Origin of the sequence: Pseudoxanthomonas sp. F37, assembly GCF_022965755.1 — a bacterium.
Lineage (GTDB): Bacteria > Pseudomonadota > Gammaproteobacteria > Xanthomonadales > Xanthomonadaceae > Pseudoxanthomonas_A.
On record NZ_CP095187.1, the window covers coordinates 649,752 to 671,026 of the forward strand.

Here is a 21,275-nt window from a genome sequence, read left to right on the forward strand (position 1 = left end):
TGCCAGCCGGCGCGCCCGACAGTGTTCCGTCTGCGGCGTTGATGCCGCCCGGTGGCGGGCGGATAGTGGCGCCCCCCACGTCCTTGATGTCCCCCGCCATGAGCCTTCTGTTCTCGCCGCTCGACTTCGGGCCGCTGCGCCTGTCCAACCGCATCGTCATCGCGCCGATGTGCCAGTACTCCGCCGAGGACGGACGGGCCACCGACTGGCATGCCTTCCACTGGCCCAACCTCGCCCAGTCCGGCGCCGGGCTGGCGATCGTCGAGGCCACCGCGGTGTTGCCGGAAGGCCGCATCAGCTGGGCGGACCTGGGCTTGTGGGACGACACCACCGAGGCCGCGTTCGCCCGCGCGCTGGCGGCGACGCGCCGCTATTCGAAGATGCCGCTGGGCGTGCAGCTGGCGCACGCCGGGCGCAAGGCGTCCACGCATCGCCCGTGGGAGCACGGTGGCGCGCAGATCGCGCCGCAGGCGCCGCACGGCTGGCAGACGGTGTCGGCATCGCCGCTTCCCTACGGCGCGGGCCAGCATCCGCCGCTCGCGCTGGACCAGGCCGGCATCGACGCCGTCATCGCCGCCTTCGCCGCGAGCGCGCGCCGTGCCGCACGCCTGGGCCTGGACCTGGTGGAGATCCATGCCGCGCACGGCTACCTGCTGCACCAGTTCCTGTCGCCGCTGGCCAACCAGCGCGACGACGCCTACGGCGGTCCGCTGGAGAACCGCATGCGCCTGCTGCTGCAGGTGTTCGATGCGGTCAAGGCCGCGGTGCCCGCCTCGATGGCGGTCGGCGTGCGCATCTCCGCCACCGACTGGGTGGACGGCGGCTGGGACCTGGCGCAGAGCCTGGTCCTGGCGAAGGCGCTGCAGGCGCGCGGCAGCCACTTCATCCATGTGTCCAGCGGCGGCCTGCATCCGGCGCAGAAGATCGAACCGGCGCCGGGCTACCAGGTGCCGTTCGCCGAGGCGATCAAGCGCGAGGTGGACGTGCCGGTGATCGCCGTCGGCCTGATCACCACGCCGCAGCAGGCCGAAGCCATCCTGCAGCAGGCCCAGGCCGATGCGATCGGCATCGCCCGCGGCATCCTCTACGACCCGCGCTGGCCCTGGCACGCAGCCGCGGCGCTGGGCGAGCGGATCGCCATCGCGCCGCAGTACCTGCGCAGCGCGCCGCGCGAGTACGCGGCCAGCTTCGTGCAGGCGCCGTAGGGCTCAGGCGTCCGCGCGTTCGCGCGCGATCGCGCGCCAGCCGATGTCGGTGCGGTGGAACTCGTGGGTCCATCGCACCTTAGCGACGCCCGCGTATGCGTTGCGCTGCGCCTCGGAGACCGACCCGCCCAGCGCGGCCACGCACAGCACGCGTCCGCCGGCGCTGACCACGCGGCCTTCCGCATCCAGTGCCGTCCCGGCATGGAAGACCTTGGCCGTCGCGGGCACTTCATCCAGTCCGACGATCACCTCGCCGGTCCGCGGCGTGTCCGGATACGGCGCGGCGGCCATCACCACGCCCAGCGACGGCCGCGGGTCCCACTGCGCCTCCGTCGCGTCGAGCCGGCCGTCGATCGCCGCTTCCACCAGGTTCACCAGGTCCGACTGCAGGCGCAGCATCACCGGCTGCGTTTCCGGATCGCCGAAGCGCACGTTGAATTCGATGACCTTCGGCGCACCGCTGGCATCGATCATCAGGCCGGCATACAGGAAGCCGGTGAACGGCACGCCATCGGCGATCATGCCCTGCACGGTGGGGTTGACCACCTCGCGCATGACCCGCGCATGCACCTCGGGCGTCACCACGGGCGCGGGCGAATAGGCGCCCATGCCACCGGTGTTGGGCCCGGTGTCGCCGTCGCCGACGCGCTTGTGGTCCTGGCTGGTGGCCATCGGCAGCGCGGTGGCGCCATCGACCATCGAGATGAAACTGGCCTCCTCGCCCTCCAGGAATTCCTCGATCACCACGCGCGCGCCGGCATCGCCGAAGGCGTTGCCCGACAGCATGTCGCGCACGGCGGCCTCGGCTTCGTCCAGCGTCATCGCCACGATCACGCCCTTGCCCGCCGCCAGGCCATCGGCCTTCACGACGATCGGCGCGCCTTTCTCGCGGATGTAGGCCAGCGCCGCGTCGACATCGGTGTGCACGGCATAGAACGCGGTGGGAATGCCGTGGCGTGCCAGGAAGTCCTTGGCGAACGCCTTGCTGCCTTCCAGCTGCGCGGCGGCCGCCGTGGGGCCGAAGATGCGCTGGCCCGCCGCGCGGAAGCGGTCCACCACCCCGGCCACCAGCGGCACTTCCGGGCCGACCACGGTCAGGCCCACGCCTTCCTGCTGCGCCAATGCCAGCAGGCCGTCGATATCGGTGACCTTGATCGCGACGTTGCGGCATTTGGCTTCCGTCGCCGTGCCCGCGTTGCCGGGCGCGACGATCACCTCGTCCACCCGCGGCGACTGCGCCAGTTTCCACGCCAGGGCGTGCTCGCGACCGCCGGAACCGATGACCAGGACTTTCAAGGGGCACTCCTCATGCAGGGATGGCGCGATCACGCCGGTGGCGCCGGACACGCGCTTACGGGAAGTTCGGTTTCGAAGAACAGCTTGTCGTGGCGGTCGACGAAGCGGCGCACCAGCACGGCATCGGTGCCCAGCAGCGGCTGCAGGGCGGGCAGCGCGCACAGCGAGGCCATCTGCTGCTGCTCGCTGTCGCGCAGCGCGTCGAATCCGGGCGCCTGGCGGGTCCTGTCCGCATCGCCCGTGGGACTGCGCACCAGCAGCACCAGGCGGTCGCCTTCCACCGATACCGATTCGGTCACCAGATCCTCGAAGTAGGGCGCGGGCAGGGTGCGCGCGAGCGTGTCGCGGGCCTGCTGCAGGGCGTGCCGGGTGTCCAGGCAGCCGGTCAGCGCGAACAGGCTGGCCAGCAACAGCGACAGGGCGGGATACCGGCGCTTCTTCATGGGCATGCGTGCTCCGGCGGGGATCAGGCGAGAGTGAATGCGTCGTGGTAGGCGACCGTGGCGTCGGGCGGTGGGCCACCCGACGGCAGGGCCATGAAGCAGTCGGCCGGTGCGTGCGGATAACGCAGCGAGGCATGCCGGCGAAAGCCGAAACGCCCGTAGTACGCCGGATCGCCCAGCACCACGCAGCCGGCGGCCCGCTGGGCCCACAGTTCCGTCAGCGCGGCGCGGATCAGGGCGCTGCCCACGCCGTGGCGCTGGTCGCGCGGATCGACCGCCACCGGCCCCAGCCCGAACCAGCCGGGCGTGCCATCGCTGAGCACGACCGGCGACACCGCCACGTGTCCGGCGATGCGGCCGTCGATGTCGGCGACCAGCGACAGGCTCAGCGCTCCGGCGTCGCGCAGCGCGTCGATGATGCGCGACTCGCCGCCGCCGGCGTGCTTCGCCCCCGCGAACGCCGCGTCGGTGAGGCAACGGATCGCGTCATGGTCGCTGCGGGTCTCGGCGCGGATCCACATGGCGGCGTGCTCAGTGGCGGAAATGGCGCACGCCGGTGAACACCATCGCGATGCCATGTTCGTCGGCGGCGGCGATCACTTCGCTGTCGCGCATGGAGCCGCCCGGCTGGATCACGGCCTTGATGCCCGTGGCGGCGGCGGCATCGATGCCGTCGCGGAACGGGAAGAACGCATCGCTGGCCATCACCGACCCTTCCACCACCAGGTTCGCGTCGGCGGCCTTGATGCCGGCGATGCGCGCCGAGTACACCCGGCTCATCTGGCCTGCGCCGACGCCGATGGTGCGGTGGTCCCTGGCGTAGACGATGGCGTTGGACTTGACGAACTTGGCCACCTTCCACGCGAACAGCAGGTCGTCGAACTGCGCCTGCGTCGGTGCGAGCCTGGTCACCACCTTCAGCTCCTCGCGCGTCACCACGCGGTCGTCGGCGGTCTGCATCAGCATGCCCGAGCCCACCCGCTTGGTGTCGATGAAGCCGCGCGAGGCCGGCGCCAGCGGGATGCGCAGCACGCGCACGTTGGCCTTCCTGGCCGCGTAGTCGAGCGCGCCCGGTTCGTAGTCCGGTGCGATCAGCACCTCGACGAACTGGCGGTCCAGGATGACCTTCGCCGTGGCCGCGTCCAGCGTGCGGTTGAAGGCGATGATGCCGCCGAAGGCGCTGGTCGGGTCGGTGGCGTAGGCCAGCTCGTAGGCATCGCCGCAGGCCACGCCGACGGCCACGCCGCAGGGGTTGGCGTGCTTGACGATGACGCAGGCCGGCGCATCGAACTGGCGCACGCATTCCCAGGCCGCATCGCTGTCGGCGATGTTGTTGTAGCTCAGCTCCTTGCCCTGCAGCTGGGTGAAGGTGGCCAGCGATCCGGGCGCGGGATGCAGGTCGCGGTAGAACGCGGCCTGCTGGTGCGGGTTCTCGCCGTAGCGCAGGTCCATCACCTTGACGAAGTTGCCATTGGCCTGGGCGGCGAACGCGGCGCGCGCCGGGACCTCGCCCGAGGTGTCGGTGACGGAGGACAGATAGGTGCTGATGGCCGCGTCGTACTGGGCCACGCGGTTGAACGCGGCCACCGACAGCGCGAAGCGCGTGGCGGCCGTCAGCGCACCGCCGTTGACGTCGAGCTGGGCCACCAGGTCCGCGTACTGCGAGGGATCGGTGGCCACCGCCACGCGCGCGAAATTCTTCGCGGCCGAGCGCAGCATCGCCGGCCCGCCGATGTCGATGTTCTCCACCGCATCGGCCAGCGTGCAGCCGGCCTTGGCGGTGACCGCCTCGAACGGATACAGGTTCAGCACCAGCAGGTCGATCGCGCCGATGCCGTGCTCGGCCATGACCGCATCGTCCACGCCGGCGCGGCCCAGCAGGCCGCCATGCACCTTCGGGTGCAGCGTCTTGACGCGGCCGTCCATCATTTCCGGAAACCCCGTGACCTCGGCGACGTCGCGCACGGCCAGGCCGGCGTCACGCAATGTCTTGGCGGTACCGCCGGTGGACAGCAGTTCCACGCCATGGCGCGCCAGCGCATGGGCCAGGTCGAGCAGGCCGGTCTTGTCGGAAACGGACAGCAGCGCCCGTCGCACGGGCAGGAGATCGAGGGTCATGGGCGGGGTGGTGCGGAGCGGGGCGCGGATTATAACGCGCCGCAGCAACGGCCCCGGGGCGGCTCAGGCCAGCCCGTAGTCCTTGAGCTTCTTGCGCAGCGTGGCGCGGTGGATGCCCAGCATGGCCGCGGCGCGGCTCTGGTTGCCGTCGCAGTGGTTCAGCACCTCCACGAACAGCGGGATCTCCATTTCGCGCAGCACGATCTCGTAGACGTCGTCGGCATCGCAGCCGTCGAGATCGCGCAGGTAGCGGCGCACCGACTGGGCGACATGCTCGCGCAGCGGCGGACGTGAAGCGGCGCGTGGTGTGTCCTGGCGGGTGGAGGCAGCGTTCAATCGGGTCCCCTGGCGCAACAGCAGCAGATGTCCGCCATGTGCTTGAGGGTATGCGGCGGGGGGACGAGTCTAGCGCCTGCTCGCCGGGCGCGCATCCGCTTTTTGATGAACCGGGGACGTCAACGGAAGTCGAAGGAGAACGCGACGACGTTCGCGCTGGGTTCGCGGATGCGCACCGCCATCTGCGCGCTCTGCCCCGGGCCGATCGGGGCCGGCCGCTCGTCCTGCGGCAGATAGTCGCCCGGCTGCAGCGCGCGTGCGCCCAGCGTGCGGCCGTCGGCGTCCTTGAGCGTCAGCAGGATCACCGGCCAGGCCTGGGCCCAGCGCGCGTCGTTGCGGAAGGTGGCCTGCGCCTGCAGGGTGCCGGGCTGGCCCAGGATGGGACGCACGTCGCGACTGAGCATGGTGAAGGCGGCCGGTTCGCGCCAGGTGGGGACCTCGCAGCGGAACACGGCGCACAGCGCCACCACCATGGGGCGCCACGCCGCCTGCGTCGCCAGTCGTGCGCGGTCGGCCAGCACGACCTGCACGCACAGCAGCAGGCTCAGCGCGATGACCGCCACCCATTGGCGGCGCGCCCGCCGCACCCGCACCGGCGTGGTGCGCGCAGGGTGCAGGAAGCGGGGGGCGGTGGCCTTGCGCGCGGGAACCGGCGCCGGCTCGGGCGCGACCACCGCATTCGCTGCCGCGCCTGCGTCGGCCTGTACGTTGTCCTCGCCTGGCGGGGTGTCGTCGACCTGCGGCGCTGCCTGCGGGAGGTCCCGTGGCGTGACATCGACCTGCGCTGGCGGCAGGTCCGCCAGGCCGGGTGCGGCATCCGGCTGCGCCGGCGAGGCCGCCGCCGGATGGAGGAAGACCGCCAGGCTGGGCGACCCGCCACCAGCGGGGGCGCCGACGGCCAGGGATGCGCCGCAGTGCGGGCACGGTGCGGGCGATGCATCGTGCCCGGCTTGCGGATCGACAGGGCGTTGGCACTGCGGGCAGGAGATCGGCATGGGCTTATTCAACCATGCGCGCAGCGGGGCGTGTTGTGAGCATGGGCGTGGCGCGCCCGCGGCTCAGCGGCGGATGCCGTCGATGCGCATCCAGTCGCCGTCGCGGGTGGCGGACAGGGCATCGAACCAGGGCGCATAGCGCACCAGCAGTTCGTCTTCCTGTCCCTGCAGGATGCCGGACAGGGCGATGCGGCCGCCGGGCGCGACGCGTGCGGCAAGCCGTTCCGCCAAGGCATCGAGGGCCGAGGCCAGGATGTTGGCCACCACCACCGGATAGGTCGCGACCGGTTCGTCGTCGGGCAGGTACACGCTGAAGTCCGCGTCCACCGCGTTGCGCTGCGCGTTGTCCGCGCTGGCCAGCAGGGCCTGCGGGTCGTTGTCCACGCCCACCGCCTTCGCAGCGCCCAGCTTGAGCGCGGCCAGCGCCAGGATGCCGGACCCGCAGCCGAAATCCAGCACGCGCCGGCCCTGCAGCAGGCCATCGGCGGCCAGGGCGTCCAGCCAGCGCAGGCACAGTGCGGTGGTCGGGTGCGTGCCGGAGCCGAACGCCAGTCCCGGATCCAGCCGCACGATGGCCGCATCGCCGCCCGCCTCGGACGGCACGTCGTGGTTCCACGGCACGATGAACGTGCGCGCGCCGAAGCGCATCGGCTGGAACTGGTCCAGCCAGGCGCGTTCCCAATCCTCGTCCGCCACCTTGCGGAAGCCGATCTGCGTCCAGTCCAGGCCCGGGTCGAAGGCCTCCAGCGCGGCCAGCAGGGTCAGCGCATCGGCGTCGGCGTCGAACAGTGCGGTCAGCACCAGCGTCTTCCACAGCGGCGTCTGGCCCACGCCCGGCTCCAGGATGGCGCGCTCGTTGCCGGTGTCGGCATCGGCATCCAGCAGCGTGACCGACAGCGCGCCGACATCCTCCAGGGCGGTCTCGTAGCGCGGCTGCTCGACTTCGGTGCAGCGCAGGGAGAGTTCGAGGTAGGGCATGCGGGGCAAGGAGGACGTGGACAGGTCGCGATTGTCTCATGTGGCAACGTGGCGGCGACGAAAGGCGCGATGGGGGGCGCAGGCGTGCGTGCAGCGCGTTGAAAGGCCTGGAAGCTGCCCGGATAATGGCCGCGTGCCCCGGAAGCTGCTGATGCCGATGATGCTGGTGGGCCTGCTGGGCGCGCTGGCGTGGGTTCCGCTGCGTCAGGCGGGCCTGTTGCCGTCGGCAGCTTCCAGCGCACCCGCTGTGGCGGCCGGCGGCGAGATGCTGGCCGATGCGCCGCCCACCTCCGAGGCCAGGCTGCGTCCTGTCGCCCTGCGTGCGAGGCCTGCGCTGTCCCCGCTGAGGCGCGCGTTCGAAGAAAGCGGCGACCTGTTCGCCTACGCTCACGAGCTGAGGGGGCTGGCCGCGGCCGGCGATGCCGATGCCATGTGGCTGCTCAGCCTGGTGCACGACTACTGCGCCGGCTATGCGGCGGACCCGGTGGGGTATGCGCAGGACACGCGCGTGATCGAGCGTCTGGGCCTGTCCAACGGCGCCGCCATGCTGTCCGCGCGCCAGCGTGTGCAGCAGCGCTGCGCGCGCTTCGTGCCGCAGGATGGCTTCTCGTTGCCGATGATCGTCAACCAGCGCACGCAGGCGGCGCGCGCGGGCAGCCTGGCCGCCGAGGCCGCGCTGCTGGCGATGGAGCGTCCGCTGGAAGAGGGCGACGACTACCGCCGCGACCTGGTGCAGCGCGTGCTCGATTCCGGCGATCCGTTCGCCTTCGTCGCCATCGCGCCCGCGATGGGCAGCGTGGGCGGTGCGCGTGGCGACACGCTGGGCGAGGTCTCCGGCAGCGAGTTGAGCGAGATCGCGTGGCGCATCGCGTCGTGCAGGCTGGGCATGGACTGCGGCCCGGACGGGTCGATGATGACCAGCTACTGCGTCAACGGCGGCATCTGCTCGCAGGACGCATCGCAGGATTTCAGCAGCTTCGCGCGGGACGCCGGCATTCCCCGCCAGGGCGAAGACAACGTGGAAGAGATGGTGGGGACCTTGCTGTCCCGCACGGGAGTGGAAGGATGAAATACAAGCGCACGCGGCCGGGGAGCAATCTGCTGGTCTGGAGCCTGGTGGTGGTGGCCTACGCGGCGGCGGCGGCCACGCTCGTGATCGAAACGCGGGACCCCCAGTACCGCGACCTGTCGCGGATCGGGCACATGACCATCCACGCGCCGGAGGACGCCCGCCGCCTCGGGGCCGCGCAGGTCGCCGCGCTGTATCGCGCGCGCAGCGGCACGCCGTTCTCCACGCTCTCGCCCGGCAGCACCATCAAGGTGGTATGGCCTGACGGTTCGGCCGAAACGGTGCGCATCACCGACCCGTCGTCGCCGCTGGGCGTGGAGCCGGTGCCGGGCACCCAGCAGGCGCCGCCCTAGCGCGTCCTGCGCAGGGCGGCAACGCGCAAGGGCCGGGAGGCGCACTCCCGGCCCTTGCCGTTTCCGCCGGGATGTCGCGGTGTCAGCCGCCGATCAGCCCCTTCAGCAGGCTGCGCAACGGCTTCTTCTGTTCCTCGGGCTGCGCTTGGCTGTCGTCCTCCCTCTCCATCGGCGACAGGTCCATGCCCAGCATCGCGCTGCCGGTGGACTTGGTGCGCACGCGCACGTTCCATTCCGGATTCCACGGTTGCTTGGGGTCCGAGGGCCTGGGCGGCCAGGCGATATGGCTCTCCGGACCGTAGGCGATGATGCTGAGCAGGCCGCCACCGCCCTCGCGTCCCGCTTCGCCGGGGCCGGCGAAGATGCCCTTCGGCACTGCGCACTGGGTGGCGGTGCGCGGCAGCAGTACCTTTTCCTTCGTCCAGCGCTCGATCAGCGAGCCGGTCAGGTAGTCGAAGATGTCTTGCCCGGCATCGGGCACTTCCGCGCTGCTCCACAGCACCACGTCCTTGCCCTGGGTGCCGACCGCATGCAGGAAATACGCCTGCGCGCGATCGACGGGCGTCCAGCGCCACGTCTGCCCCTCGGCCAGCGAGCCGGTGCTCTGCAGGTCGATCTTCGGCATGAAATCGGCGACCTGCTTCAGCTCGAACGCGAGCGATTCGGGGATGCCCGGCCCGGTGATCCGGTGCGCGCCCTGCAGCGATGCCCCATCGGGCACGCGCTTGCCGGACTTCGGATTGGGCCACAGCGCGTAGGCGGGGTCGGCTTCGATGTCGCGATCCGGTGCGTAGCGGCCCTGCATCGAGCCGCTGACTTCCACCTTGCCGCCGCTGGCGTTGATGCTGATGATCTTCGGTTGGCCCGGACGCACGGTGCTGCCGCAGCCCCAGTAGATCAGCAGGCGGGCCTGGCCCTCGGGCGGTGCGTACTCGCCGCGGCGCTCGGGCGGTGCGGGCGTGCGCACCGGCGGCACCAACGGCAGCGAGGCGCCCAGGCGCAGTCCGGCGGGGATGCGCTGTTGGGCTTCCTTGCCGGGCTGGGGACGGTTGTACAGCGCGATGTCGAGGTATTGCCCCGTCATCATCGGCATCCGCGTCTGCCCGTAGTGCGCCTGCTGCGCGCCGCCGCCCATCATGCGCGAGGCCATGCCGCCAAGCGGGCCCAGGTCGGGCATGCCGGCCATGGAGTGGGTGGCCACGTCGATCCAGACCTGGGTCGGCGGACCGGCGGTGGGGGCGCTGGCGGCGGGGGCGGCCGCGATGACGGTGGCCAGGGCCAGGAACAGGGGGCGGGGCAGCGGACGCATCGTGCGTTCTCGTCGGGGGATCCGTTTCCTCCAACGCCGGAGCGGTGTCCCGCCGGACACGCACCTTGCCCGGCTTGCGCCACATGCGGCCCCGCGGCGGATGCGGGGCCGTGGCGTATCGTGGCGTATCAGACCAGCGAAATCGCCTTGTTCTTGCGTTCGGCCAGGCGCTTTTCCAGGTAGTGGATGTTCTGGCCGCCGGCCTGGAAGCCCTGGTCGCGCATGATGCGCTGCTGCAGCGGGATGTTGGTCTTGATGCCGTCGATGACCATCTCGCTGAGCGCCACGCGCATGCGCGCGATCGCCGTTTCGCGGTCGGGCCCGTGCACGATCAGCTTGGCGATCATCGAATCGTAGTTGGGCGGCACGCGGTAGCCTTCGTAGATGTGCGTGTCCACGCGCACGCCGGGGCCGCCCGGCGGGTGGAAGTGCTGGATCAGGCCCGGGTGCGGCATGAAGGTATCCGGGTCTTCGGCGTTGATGCGGCACTCGATCGCGTGGCCGCGCAGCACGATGTCGGACTGCTTGATGCTCAGCTTGTGGCCGGCGGCGATGCGCAGCTGCTCGCAGACCAGGTCGATGCCGGTGATGCGTTCGGTCACCGGATGCTCCACCTGGATGCGGGTGTTCATCTCGATGAAGTAGAAGCGGCCGTCCTCGAACAGGAACTCGAACGTGCCCGCGCCGCGATAGCCGATGCGCAGGCAGGCCTCCACGCAGACCTTGCCGATCTCGTTGCGCAGTTCCTCGGTGATGCCGGGCGCCGGCGCTTCCTCGACCACCTTCTGGTGGCGACGCTGCATCGAACAGTCGCGTTCGCCCAGGTGGATGGCGTTGCCCTGGCCGTCGGCCAGCACCTGGATCTCCACGTGGCGCGGATTCTCCAGGAACTTCTCCATGTAGACCTCGCCGTTGCCGAAGGCCGCCTTGGCCTCGGACTTGGTGGTCTCGATGGCCGCCTTCAGCGCGCCCTCGACATGCACCACGCGCATGCCGCGGCCGCCGCCGCCGCCGGCCGCCTTGATGATCACCGGGTAGCCGATCTCGCGCGCGATCCGGGTGTTGGCGACGATGTCGTCGCCCAGCGGACCGCCGCTGCCGGGCACGCACGGCACGCCGGCGGCCTGCATGGCGCGGATCGCCTCCACCTTGTCGCCCATCATGCGGATGGTGTCGGCCTTGGGCCCGATGAAGATGAAGCCGGACTGCTCCACCCGCTCGGCGAAGTCGGCGTTCTCCGACAGGAAGCCGTAGCCGGGATGGATGGCCTGCGCGTCGGTCACCTCGGCCGCGGCGATGATCGCCGGGATGTTGAGGTAACTGTCCTTCGAGGCGGCGGGACCGATGCAGACCGACTCGTCGGCCATGGCCACGTGCTTGAGGTTGCGGTCGACGGTGGAATGCACCGCGACCGTGCGGATGCCCAGGGTGTGGCAGGCGCGCAGGATGCGCAGCGCGATCTCACCCCGGTTGGCGATAACGACTTTATCGAGCATGGGAGGGCCGGGAATTGGGAGTGGAGAATGGGGAATCGTGAAGAGCCGGGATTTTCATGACGCGTGCGCCTTCTGTTTGCCGATCGCGTTCATCAGCGCCGTGAGTCTGGCGAAGATCCGGTCGATGAGCTCGACCGGCGCCGGAGAAGCGGCTGCGAAACCGAGCCGGACCGCGATCTGTCGCTGGGTGTCGAGTTCTGCGAGCGAGCCGCGCGCGATCGAGAGGAAGCGCTGATACTCGGCGCTGGACCGGCGGGCGGCGCCTTCGGCGATATTCGAAGGAATGCTGATGGCGGAACGTCTCATCTGTGCGGTCAGGCCGAAGCGCTCGGAGTCGGGAAAGGTCTCGGACATCCTGTAGACAATCTCCACAAGCTCCATCGAGTCGCGCCATACATCGAGCCGCTCGTGCGGTCTCTTCGACGATTCCCGATTATCCATTCCCGATTCCCGCAGATCACCCGATGACGAACAACGGCTGGTCGAATTCGATCGGTTGGCCGCTCTCGGCCAGGACCGACAGCACCGTGCCCGACACGTCGGCTTCGATGGGGTTGAACATCTTCATGGCTTCGATGATGGCCAGCGTCTCGCCGGCCTTCACCGCCTGGCCCACGCTGACGAACGCCGGCTTGTCCGGCGCCGGCGAGGCGTAGAAGGTGCCGACCATCGGCGCGCGCACCACATGGCCGTCCGGCAGTGCGTTGCCGGGCTTGGCGGTGCCGCCGGTGGAGGCTTCGGTGGGCGAGCTCATCGGCATGGGCGCGGCCGGGCGCGGCTCGGCGTAGGCGACGGGCGCCGGGGCCGCGGGCGCCGCATAGCCGCCCTTCGGCGTGCGCGCCAGGCGCACGGACTCTTCGCCTTCCTTGATCTCGATTTCGGCCAGGTTCGACTCTTCCAGCAGGTCGATCAGTTTCTTGATTTTGCGGAGATCCATGGGAGCCTCTTGGTTGAACGATGTTCCGCGCGCGGAACAAGAAGAAGGAGGGTCAGGCGGGCAGCCGCTGCAGGGCGGCGTCCAGCGCGTAGCGATAGCTGTCGGCGCCGAAGCCGCACACCACGCCCACCGCCTTGTCGCTGAAGTAGCTGGTGTGGCGGAAGGGCTCGCGGCTGTGCGGATTGGACAGATGGATTTCGATGAAGGGCAGCGCCACGCCGGCCAGTGCGTCGCGGATGGCGACCGAGGTGTGGGTGAACGCCGCCGGGTTGATCAGGATGAAGGCGGTACCATCGGTGCGGGCGGCCTGGATGCGGTCGACCAGGGCATGCTCGGCATTGGACTGGAAGCAGTCCAGCCGATGGCCGGCGGCCTGGGCCTGTGCGGCCAGGGACCGGTCGATGTCCGCCAGCGTCGCATGGCCATACACCTCCGGCTCGCGGGTGCCGAGCAGATTGAGGTTGGGACCATGCAGGACCAGCAGCTTCGCCATTCGCGCCTCCAGCGGAAGGGCGGCAGTCTGCGTGAAGCCGGCGATGCTGTCCAGTTCGCCGAAGTTTCGGCCGATTTAAGCGCGCGTTTGAATCGGGCGGGGTGGCGTGTGCCTGCCCGGGTCCGGCCGCTGGCGCCGGCCTCACGCCGGATTCGCACGCCGGGACGGGCTCTGCCCTAGGCTGGCCGGCCTGCATGTCATGGGCGACCTTCGGGGTGTTCACCTTACACATCGTCTGCACGGGCAACCTTTGCCGCAGTCCGATCGCGGCGGCCCTGTTCCGTTCCCGGCTGCCGGCCGATCGCTGCCGGGTGCTCGCCTCCGGTCTGGCGGCCCAGCCGGGCCGCAGCATCGATGCGTCCGCCGTCCGGGTCCTCCAGGCGCATGGCCTGAATGCGCTGGAGCCTGTTGCGCGTGCGTTCCTGCCCGCGTCGGTCGGACCGGAGGATCTGGTCCTGGTCATGCAGCGCAGGCACGTGCGGGCGGTGCGCGCGCTGGTGCCGGCCGCGCGTGCCCGCACCCACCTGCTCGGCCGTTGGGGAACTCCGAAGGAGATCGACGATCCCGTCGGCGGCACCGGCGAGGATTTCGAGCGCGCCTACGCCCTGATCGAACGCTGCGTGTCGGAATGGTGCGCGCGCGAGCCCCGCCTGGCGGCCTGAACGCCCTCACGCCTGCTCTCCATCTTCCTGACTGGACCGTTAGGCGCCGCGTCGCATTTCATGCGCTCATCAAATTCCTGTCCGTAGCCTCCGGTCACTCAACAGCGCCCCGTGTTGAAGAGCAGGATCCCGAAAGGACCAGGGTTCCTCGGGGCATTCCAGCCATAGCAACCCTGGGTGACAGATGGAGAATGCAAGGGTCGTCGCCGCGGGCGCCATCGCGCTCGCCGCCACGTTGTTCGCCATATTCTCGATGCGGCCATGGGCCCGGCGGGTCGGTCTGGTGGACCGCCCGAGCGGGCGCAAGCAGCACGTGGGCCGGGTGCCCGTGATCGGGGGCATCTGCTTCTTCGTGGGCACGCTGGTGGGCCTGGGCTATCTGGGCTATGTCGACCGCTTCGTGATGAGCCTGATGATGGGCAGCGCGCTGATCGTGGCCATCGGCGTGGCCGACGACATCAGCCACCTGAGCGTGCGCACGCGCCTGCTGGTGGAGGCCGCCATCGTCGGCCTGGTGATCCTCAGCACCGGCTACTACCTGGACCACGTGGGCGGCCTGATCCCGATGTTCGACCTGCGGCTGGGCCTGCTCGGCATTCCGGTGACGATCATTGCGGTGATCGGGTTGATGAATGCGTTCAACATGATGGACGGAATCGACGGCCTTGCCGCCTCCACGGCGATGGTGTCCATCGCGGCCATCCTCCTGTTCGCGCACGACGGCGCGCCCGGCGTGGGTACCACGCTGATGCTGCAGATCCTGTTCGCATCGCTCATCCCGTACGTGTTCGTCAACCTGGGCTGGCCCGACGGACGCAAGATCTTCATGGGCGACGCCGGCAGCACGGTGATCGGATTCCTGGTGGGCTGGAGCCTGATCCACCTGAGCCATCCGCGCATGGGCAGGATGGTGCCCGTCGAAGTGCTGTGGTGCGTGGCCCTGCCGGTGATGGACACCGCGGCGGTGATGTATCGCCGCATGCGGCAGGGGCGCTCGCCGTTTGCGGCCGATCGCCAGCACCTGCATCACCTGCTGGTGGATCGCGGCCTGTCGGCACAGGCGTCGCTGTGGATCATCGTCGCGATGGGCGCGGCGCTGGCGCTGCTCGGCTACGCGTTGCGCGACATGCCGCAGCCGCTGAGTTTCCTCGTGTTCGTCGCCACCGCCGTGGCCTACATCGTCGGCTTCCCGCGTGCGCTGGAGGCGGTGGAACGGCGGTTGTCCGGGGCCGCGCCGGCGCGGCGCCTGCGCCGCGGGCATCGCGATTTTCCCGACGATGGCGAGCTGAACCATGCGCCGGTATCGGTGCGGCCGTTGGATCCCCGGTCGCTCGAAGCGCTGGCGGGGAGGCGTGTGCCGGGGGGCGCAACCGCGCGTCGCGACGATGCTCCCCTGCACGCGCTCTGCCTGGTGAATGCGTCCTGCGAGGGCGCCGGGGTTGCGCCCATCGCACGGCGCCTGGCGGGCGATGCGCGTTTCCTGGCGACCGTCTGCGTGGCGGAGGGGCCGGGTGGCGACGCCGGGCACCTGCTGCGGATGTTCGGGTTGCAGGCGCAGGCCAGCGTGTCCGCCGAAGGCGGTGGTTCCGTCGCCTATGGCGACGCGCAGGCGGAGATGCAGCAGCTGATCGGTGAGACGGACCCGGACCTGATCGTGGTCCCCGGCGATGCGCCCGTGACCTTTGCGATGAGCCTGGCGGCGCACGCGCGCGATGTCCCGCTGGTCTGCGTGGACGCCGATGCGCCGGCCTCCGGCGGGCAGCATTGGCCGAGCGAGGCCAGCCGGCGCATCGTGCAATCGCTGGCCGCGCTGCACGTCGCGCCGAGCGAACGGACCGGCCGCCGCCTCAGGGGCGAGGGCGTGCCGCGCGAGAGCATCCTCGTGCAGGCGGACGTGGCCGACGAGGCGCTGCGCACCGCGCTGCGCCAGATCCGCCGCGATGCCGACCTGGCGCGCGCGCTGGCCGGGGGCTTCGGTTTCCTGCGCGGCAACGCGCCGCTGGTGCTGGCCGTCAGTGCGCGCGGCGACGGGCCGGGGCAGGGCGCGTTCTCGGATGCGCTGGCGATGGTCGCGCGCCGCCGCCCCGACGTGGACATCGTCTGGGTGGGGGGCGTGGGCGTGGCGCCCGGCGAAGGCGGCGACCCGCTGCATGCGTTCGCCAACGTGCATCCACTGGATGTCGGCGACTTCCTCGCGTGGGCCTTCCTGCTCGAGCGTGCGCACCTGGTGCTGGTGGAGTCGGGCGCGCCGCCGCGGCGCCGCCTGCTGGGCAAGCCCGTGCTGCTCGCTCAGGAAGAGACGGGCGGGGAGGACGACGCCGTCGCCATCGGCACGACCCCCGTGGCGATCGCCGGCCGCGTGCTGACCCTGCTGGGCGATGACGCCGTCTATGTGTCGCTGTGCGATGTGCCCGACCTGGACATTCCCCGCGACGACCGCTGCGCCCCGGTGCTGGACGCGCTGGCAGGCCTGCGCACCGTGTGCGCGCCGCACCCTGCCCATTCCGGCGTGGAAGAGCGGCTGGACGCCCGGGCCGCGTCATGAAGATCGCATCCCCACCCTCCGCATGCCGCCAACGACGGCGTGCCCACGACACGACATGCAAGCGAGGTGAACCATGGCGACGCAGCTGATCACACGACGCGGCCAGGAGCGACCGGCACTGGCGGCGGCATCCCTGCGCGGCGACGACATCGACATCCCCGCACTGTTCTCGATGCTGGCGGCGCGGAAGAAGTTCATTCTCCTGGGTACAGCCGCCTTCGTGCTGGCGAGCCTGGCCTATCTGGCCGTGGTCACGCCCCGCTACGAAGCCAACGCGGTGGTCCAGGTGGAGAGCCGGCCGGCGATCCCCCCGGGATCAGCCAGAACACGGCCATGCAGGCGCCGCCCGCCATTCCCACTCCCGGCACCACCGAGGTGCAGCTGCTGACCTCGCGCCGCGTGATCGGCGAGGCGATCTCGAACATGGACCTGGATGTGGACGTGAAGCCGCTGCATCTGCCGGTGGTCGGCGACTTCATCGCCCGGCGCCACGAACAGGCCAGCCCCGGCCAGCTTGCGGCGCCCTGGTTCGGCCTGTCCCAGTACGGGTGGGGTGGCGACGTCCTCGACATCGCCCGGCTCGACGTGCCGGCGCACCTGCTGGGCGTACCGCTGGAGCTGACGGCCGGACGCGCCGGCAGCTACGTGCTGTCGGCGCAGGGGTCGGTGCTGGCACGCGGTCGCGTCGGTGAACCGGTGAGCGCAGGGGGCGTGGTGATGCAGGTGCGCAGGCTCACCGCCCATCCCGGCATGCGTTTCCAGGTGACGCGCCACGATCCGTCGGCGGTGATGGCTGCCCTCAAGGAGAACATCACCGCCACCGAAATGGGCCGCAACTCCGGCGTGATCGGCCTGGTGTACGCACATGCCGATCCGGAGCGCGCCCGGCGCGTGCTGGACGAGGTGACCGGCGCCTATGTCCGCCAGAACGTGGCGCGGATGTCCGCCGAAGCGGCCAGCCGGCTGGAATTCGTCACCGAGCAGTTGCCGAAGGTGCGCGAGGACCTGGCCAAGGCGCAGGCGGCGCTCACCGCGTACCAGACGCGGACCCAGACGCTGGACGTGGCCACGCAGAACCGCGCGCTGCTCGACCAGACCATCGCGCTGGACGCCAGCATCCAGCAACTGCGCATCAAGATGACGGAAGTGGAGAATCGCTACACGGCGGCGCACCCGACCTACCGCGCACTGCAGGACCAGATCAACCGGTTCCAGGGCGAGCGGAACGGCCTGCAGGGCCGCATCCACGGCCTGCCGGACACGCAGCAGGTGCTGTTCCGGCTCAACCGGGATGTCGAGGTCACCAACCAGACCTATGCCAACCTGCTGGACCAGGCCCAGCAACTGGAGATCGCCAAGGCCAGCGCCGTGGGCAACGCCCGCGTGATCGATCCGGCCGCCGTCAACCTCAACAGCCCCGCCTGGCCCCGGCCGTTGCCGGTGCTCGCCGCCGGCACGCTGCTCGGCCTGGTGGTGATGGTGGTCGTGGTGCTGTTGCAGCAGATGTTCCGCCGCGGCGTGGAAGACCCCATCGACATCGAACTGCTGGGCCTGCCGGTGTACGCGTCCATCCCGTTGAGCAGGAAAGGCCAGGCGCTGACCCATCGCATGCGCCACCGGCGCCGCGACGGCACTTCGCGCCTGCTGGCCCTGAATGCGCCGGCCGACCTGGCGATGGAGGCGCTGCGCTCGCTGCGTACCAGCCTGCACTTCGCGCGCATGCGCACGCGCAACAACCTGCTGATGATCTCCGCGCCCAGCCCCGGCGTGGGCAAGACCTTCATCTGCGCCAACCTGGCCGTGACCATCGCCCAGACCGGGCAGCGCGTGCTGCTGATCGATGCCGACATGCGCCGCGGCACGCTGCATGACGCGGTGGGCGTGCGCTGGGAGAACGGCCTGTCCGACGTCATCGCCGGCCGCATTGCGCTGGACGATGCGGTCCGCCGCGTCGCGGGCGCCGACAACCTGTCCTTCCTCTCCCGCGGCGCGATACCGTCCAACCCGTCGGAGTTGCTGATGCACGACAACTTCAGCGATCTGCTCAAGCGCGTCTCTGGCGAGTACGACATCGTGCTGATCGATACCCCGCCGGTGCTGGCGGTCACCGATGCCGCGGTCATCGGCCACCACGCGGGCACCTGCCTGATGGTGGTGCGCTTCGGCCTGAACCAGCAGCGCGAGATCGCCCTGGCCAAGCAGCGCCTGGAACAGAATGGCGTGGAGGTGAAGGGCGCCATCTTCAACGGCGTGGAGAAGCGCGGCGCAGGCGAATACGCCTACACGTACTACGAATACCTCCCGGCGCCCCGCGCCGGAGCGGGCCGGTAAGGGGGCGCCGCCGATGCAGATCACGATGTCGCCCTACTACGGCACGCCGGATTTCTCGGTGCTGGACCGGCACCCGGAATACCACCGCATCGACCCGGTGTCGGTGGCCGACCTGTTGCGCAACGCCTTCGTGTATCCGCCGCATTCCATCTATGAGGGCGTGAAGCTGGTGACGTTCGGCTTCTCGGCGGACCAGGACATGCGCGCAGCGCCCGACTTCCATTTCAGGTTCCGCAACGCCGGCGAGGTGCCGGAAGTCGCCGACCGCCCACAGGACTGGATCGCGGTCTACCACCGCATGTTGTGCGATGCCATCACCCGCACGTGCGCCGGCATGCGTTCGCCCTGGCAGCTGCAGAGCGGAGGCAAGGATTCCACGACACTGGCCATCGCCCTGGCCGAGGCGCGCCCGGACGCCACCTGCATCACCTACCTCGGCGGGCGCGAGGAGAACGAACTGGATTCGGCGCGCCACGTCGCCACCCGGCTCGGCCTGCGTCACGAGGCGCTGGTCTGCGATCCGGGACGCGCCTACGACCGCTATCTGGCGCTGGCGGCGCGCATGCCGCTGCTGACGGCGGATTTCGCCCTGCTGTCCTATGCCGACCTGGCGACCGAGGTGGCGGCCAGCGGTGGCGATGGCCTCATCGACGGGCTGGGGGCCGACAGCTACTTCGGCACGCCGGTCGACCTGCAGCAGCGGCTGACGGTGCGCCTGGCGCGCGGTCTGAGGCTGCCGTTCGACGCGACCGGGCTTCCCGGCGTGTCGGGCAGTTTTCCGCTGTGCTTCGCCCTGGGCACGCTGCAGATGACGCCCATCGAGCGGGTGTTCCCCGGTTCGCGCTTCAGCGATGCCGAGGTGGATGCGCTGTTCGGCCGCGACATCGCGCGGCACTCGCGCGGGCGGCTGTCGTTGTTCAGGAGGGAGATCGCCTCCGCCACCAGCGCGTGGGAGTGGCGGGACATGTCGATGTCCATCGCCGGCTCCGCGGGCGCCTTCGCCAAAGGCCTGTACACGGCGCATGGGGCCGGCCTGGGCGCCGCGTATCCCTTCTGCGATCGCGCGCTGCGCGAGTGGATCCACCACGAGGTACCGCGCGGGCAGAAGGTGGATCCGGAGACGGGGCTCAACAAGGTCCTCATCCGCCGGCATATCGCCGCGCACTTCGGCGAGCTGCCCTACGTGCAGCGCAAGGGCAGCTTCCGCTTCGATGTGTGCGGACTGGCGGCGCAGCGGTTCGACCAGGTCCATGCCTTCGCCGCCGGGGCCCGCGACCTGCTGCCCGGCGCGCAGGCGTGGCTGGAACGCAATCGCGGCCGCCTGGACAACAAGTACCACGCGTCCAAGTTCTACCTGCTGGCCGTAGTGTTGCCGTGGCTGGCGGCGCATGCATCGCAGGCCGCGGGCACGGTGCCAGCACCGCGGCGCGACGCGATGGCGGCCTGATGCGGCTGTCCCGCCGCCGCCTCGTCGGGGCCGGCACCGGCGTGATGCTCGCCTCGATCCTGCCGGTCTCCCGCGCACGGGCCCTGGATGCGCGCGACTTCGGCGCGCGCGGCGACGGGGTCAGCGACGATACGCGCGCCCTGCAGGCGGCCATCGATGCGTTGCCCGACGGCGGCACGCTGGCGCTGGGGCCGGGCCACTACGTGATCGATCCCGAGCGCAGCCTGCGCCTGCGTTCGCACACCCGCCTGGCCATGGCGCCGGACACGCGGCTGGTCGCGCGCGCCAACGCAGCCCCCCGGGCCTACGTGCTGCTGATCGAAGGCGTGCGCGATGTGCAGGTCAGCGGCGGCAGGATCGTCGGCGACCGCGACCATCACCGTTCCACCGCCGGCGAGTGGGGCCACGGCATCATGGTGCGGGGGGCGGAACAGGTGCTCCTGCGCGAGCTCCACATCAGCCGGTGCTGGGGCGACGGCATTTCCGTGGGCGGCATCAGTGGCGCGCGCGTGCTGCCCAGCCGCGACATCCGCATCGAGGACGTGGTCTGCGCGGGCAATCGCCGGCAGGGCCTGACGATCGGGCGGTCGCGCAACGTCCGTGTTCTGCGCTCGCATTTCCTCGCCACGCAGGGCACGCTGCCGGGATGCGGCATCGACATCGAACCGGACCCCGGCGACGGCGCCGAGGACATCGACATCGAAGCCTGCACGCTGCGCGGCAACCACGGAGCAGGCCTGCAGGTATACGAACGTGGCCGCCGCATCGGCGTGCGCCGCTGCATCATCCGCGGCAACCGCGGCGACGGCGTGCTGATCCGCGGCGGAGAGCAGTGCGTGATCGAAGACAACGACATCGCCGACAATGGCCTGCGCGGCATCGCGGTGCGCGGCGGTGGTCACGACATCACCGTGGCGGGCAACCGGTTCTCCGGCAATGCCGCAGGGCTGCGCAAGCGGCGGCCGCAGGCCATGAAGGGCTGGATGCACGTGGACGTCGCAAGCACGGCCAGGGACGTGCGGGTGCAACGGAACAACCGGTTCGAGTAGCGGGCCGCAGCCACGCAAGCGGACGCGACCGAGGCCGCAAGCGAGCGGTACCGTGCGGCTGCAAGCGGACTCATCCGCGCTGGGAAAGCGGGCTCAACCATGATCGGGCGCGTGACGATGCGTGACGGCGTTCGCACGAACGACGCCCGCGCGCCTGCAGTGTTTGAACGCGCTCACAGATGCGCGCGCAGGTTAACCGGCGGTTGCGTTTGC

At 70.4% G+C, this 21,275-nt stretch carries 21 protein-coding genes; 9 read left to right on the plus strand and 12 right to left on the minus strand.

All coding sequences use genetic code 11. The features are described from left to right. Positions 1-98 precede the first annotated feature (98 nt). The gene (locus MUU77_RS02855; RefSeq protein WP_245091372.1) at positions 99-1,205 is read left to right on the plus strand and encodes an NADH:flavin oxidoreductase/NADH oxidase; all 1,107 of its coding nucleotides are present in this window, start codon (positions 99-101) and stop codon (positions 1,203-1,205) included. A gap of 3 nt (positions 1,206-1,208) precedes the next feature. Here the strand turns inward: MUU77_RS02855 and purD are convergent, their stop codons facing one another. The 7 genes from purD to prmA form a co-directional block, all read right to left on the minus strand. Beyond that, on the minus strand, positions 1,209-2,501 hold the full coding sequence (gene purD, locus MUU77_RS02860) for a phosphoribosylamine--glycine ligase (protein WP_245091382.1): 1,293 nt from the start codon (positions 2,499-2,501) through the stop codon (positions 1,209-1,211). 29 nt (positions 2,502-2,530) lie between these two features. Beyond that, on the minus strand, positions 2,531-2,950 hold the full coding sequence (locus MUU77_RS02865) for a hypothetical protein (protein ID WP_245091384.1): 420 nt from the start codon (positions 2,948-2,950) through the stop codon (positions 2,531-2,533). A gap of 17 nt (positions 2,951-2,967) precedes the next feature. Continuing rightward, positions 2,968-3,465: an N-acetyltransferase gene (locus tag MUU77_RS02870; RefSeq protein ID WP_245091386.1), complete on the minus strand. Its 498-nt coding sequence runs from the start codon at positions 3,463-3,465 to the stop codon at positions 2,968-2,970. 10 nt (positions 3,466-3,475) lie between these two features. Further along, positions 3,476-5,062, minus strand: a complete 1,587-nt coding sequence (gene purH / locus MUU77_RS02875) for a bifunctional phosphoribosylaminoimidazolecarboxamide formyltransferase/IMP cyclohydrolase (RefSeq protein WP_245091388.1) — start codon at positions 5,060-5,062, stop codon at positions 3,476-3,478. A gap of 63 nt (positions 5,063-5,125) precedes the next feature. Beyond that, positions 5,126-5,398 carry a DNA-binding transcriptional regulator Fis gene (gene fis, locus MUU77_RS02880; protein WP_245091390.1) on the minus strand — a complete coding sequence of 91 codons (273 nt, stop codon included), beginning with the start codon at positions 5,396-5,398 and terminating at the stop codon, positions 5,126-5,128. Positions 5,399-5,517: 119 nt separating this feature from the next. Continuing rightward, positions 5,518-6,393 carry a DUF3426 domain-containing protein gene (locus MUU77_RS02885; RefSeq protein ID WP_245091392.1) on the minus strand — a complete coding sequence of 292 codons (876 nt, stop codon included), beginning with the start codon at positions 6,391-6,393 and terminating at the stop codon, positions 5,518-5,520. A 63-nt stretch (positions 6,394-6,456) separates the two neighbouring features. Further along, positions 6,457-7,371 (minus strand): 50S ribosomal protein L11 methyltransferase, encoded by a 915-nt coding sequence (gene prmA / locus MUU77_RS02890; protein ID WP_245091394.1) that lies wholly within the window; start codon positions 7,369-7,371, stop codon positions 6,457-6,459. A gap of 133 nt (positions 7,372-7,504) precedes the next feature. Between prmA and MUU77_RS02895 the strand changes: the two genes are divergently transcribed. Beyond that, complete coding sequence (locus MUU77_RS02895; protein ID WP_245091396.1) at positions 7,505-8,440, plus strand: hypothetical protein; 936 nt, start codon at positions 7,505-7,507, stop codon at positions 8,438-8,440. Continuing rightward, complete coding sequence (locus tag MUU77_RS02900) at positions 8,437-8,793, plus strand: hypothetical protein (RefSeq protein ID WP_245091398.1); 357 nt, start codon at positions 8,437-8,439, stop codon at positions 8,791-8,793. The genes MUU77_RS02895 and MUU77_RS02900 overlap by 4 nt, the downstream gene beginning before the upstream one ends. Positions 8,794-8,875: 82 nt before the next feature. On the opposite strand, the gene MUU77_RS02905 is transcribed toward MUU77_RS02900, so the two are convergent. From MUU77_RS02905 to aroQ, 5 genes are all read right to left on the minus strand, one after another. Continuing rightward, the gene (locus MUU77_RS02905; protein ID WP_245091400.1) at positions 8,876-10,102 is read right to left on the minus strand and encodes a hypothetical protein; all 1,227 of its coding nucleotides are present in this window, start codon (positions 10,100-10,102) and stop codon (positions 8,876-8,878) included. A 128-nt stretch (positions 10,103-10,230) separates the two neighbouring features. Next, positions 10,231-11,598: an acetyl-CoA carboxylase biotin carboxylase subunit gene (gene accC, locus MUU77_RS02910; protein WP_245091402.1), complete on the minus strand. Its 1,368-nt coding sequence runs from the start codon at positions 11,596-11,598 to the stop codon at positions 10,231-10,233. Positions 11,599-11,652: 54 nt separating this feature from the next. Beyond that, entirely contained in the window at positions 11,653-12,039 is a 387-nt protein-coding gene (locus tag MUU77_RS02915; RefSeq protein WP_245091404.1) for a four helix bundle protein, read from the minus strand. Between the two features lie 16 nt (positions 12,040-12,055). Beyond that, complete coding sequence (accB, locus tag MUU77_RS02920; RefSeq protein ID WP_245091406.1) at positions 12,056-12,535, minus strand: acetyl-CoA carboxylase biotin carboxyl carrier protein; 480 nt, start codon at positions 12,533-12,535, stop codon at positions 12,056-12,058. Between the two features lie 52 nt (positions 12,536-12,587). After that, positions 12,588-13,028 (minus strand): type II 3-dehydroquinate dehydratase, encoded by a 441-nt coding sequence (gene aroQ, locus MUU77_RS02925; protein ID WP_245091408.1) that lies wholly within the window; start codon positions 13,026-13,028, stop codon positions 12,588-12,590. A gap of 194 nt (positions 13,029-13,222) precedes the next feature. On the opposite strand from aroQ, the gene MUU77_RS02930 reads away from it, so the two are divergent. From MUU77_RS02930 to MUU77_RS02955, 6 genes are all read left to right on the plus strand, one after another. Continuing rightward, a complete protein-coding gene (locus MUU77_RS02930; RefSeq protein WP_245091410.1) occupies positions 13,223-13,690 on the plus strand; it encodes a hypothetical protein in 468 nt (155 codons plus the stop codon). Positions 13,691-13,874: 184 nt separating this feature from the next. After that, complete coding sequence (locus tag MUU77_RS02935; protein ID WP_245091412.1) at positions 13,875-16,235, plus strand: UDP-N-acetylglucosamine 2-epimerase; 2,361 nt, start codon at positions 13,875-13,877, stop codon at positions 16,233-16,235. A 73-nt stretch (positions 16,236-16,308) separates the two neighbouring features. Then, positions 16,309-16,623, plus strand: a complete 315-nt coding sequence (locus tag MUU77_RS02940) for a Wzz/FepE/Etk N-terminal domain-containing protein (RefSeq protein WP_245091414.1) — start codon at positions 16,309-16,311, stop codon at positions 16,621-16,623. Then, on the plus strand, positions 16,569-18,566 hold the full coding sequence (locus tag MUU77_RS02945; RefSeq protein WP_245091416.1) for a polysaccharide biosynthesis tyrosine autokinase: 1,998 nt from the start codon (positions 16,569-16,571) through the stop codon (positions 18,564-18,566). The genes MUU77_RS02940 and MUU77_RS02945 overlap by 55 nt, the downstream gene beginning before the upstream one ends. Before the next feature lie 13 nt (positions 18,567-18,579). Then, entirely contained in the window at positions 18,580-20,013 is a 1,434-nt protein-coding gene (locus MUU77_RS02950) for an asparagine synthase-related protein (RefSeq protein ID WP_245091418.1), read from the plus strand. Beyond that, on the plus strand, positions 20,013-21,062 hold the full coding sequence (locus tag MUU77_RS02955; protein WP_245091420.1) for a right-handed parallel beta-helix repeat-containing protein: 1,050 nt from the start codon (positions 20,013-20,015) through the stop codon (positions 21,060-21,062). Before MUU77_RS02950 ends, MUU77_RS02955 begins: the two co-directional genes overlap by 1 nt. Positions 21,063-21,275 lie beyond the last annotated feature (213 nt).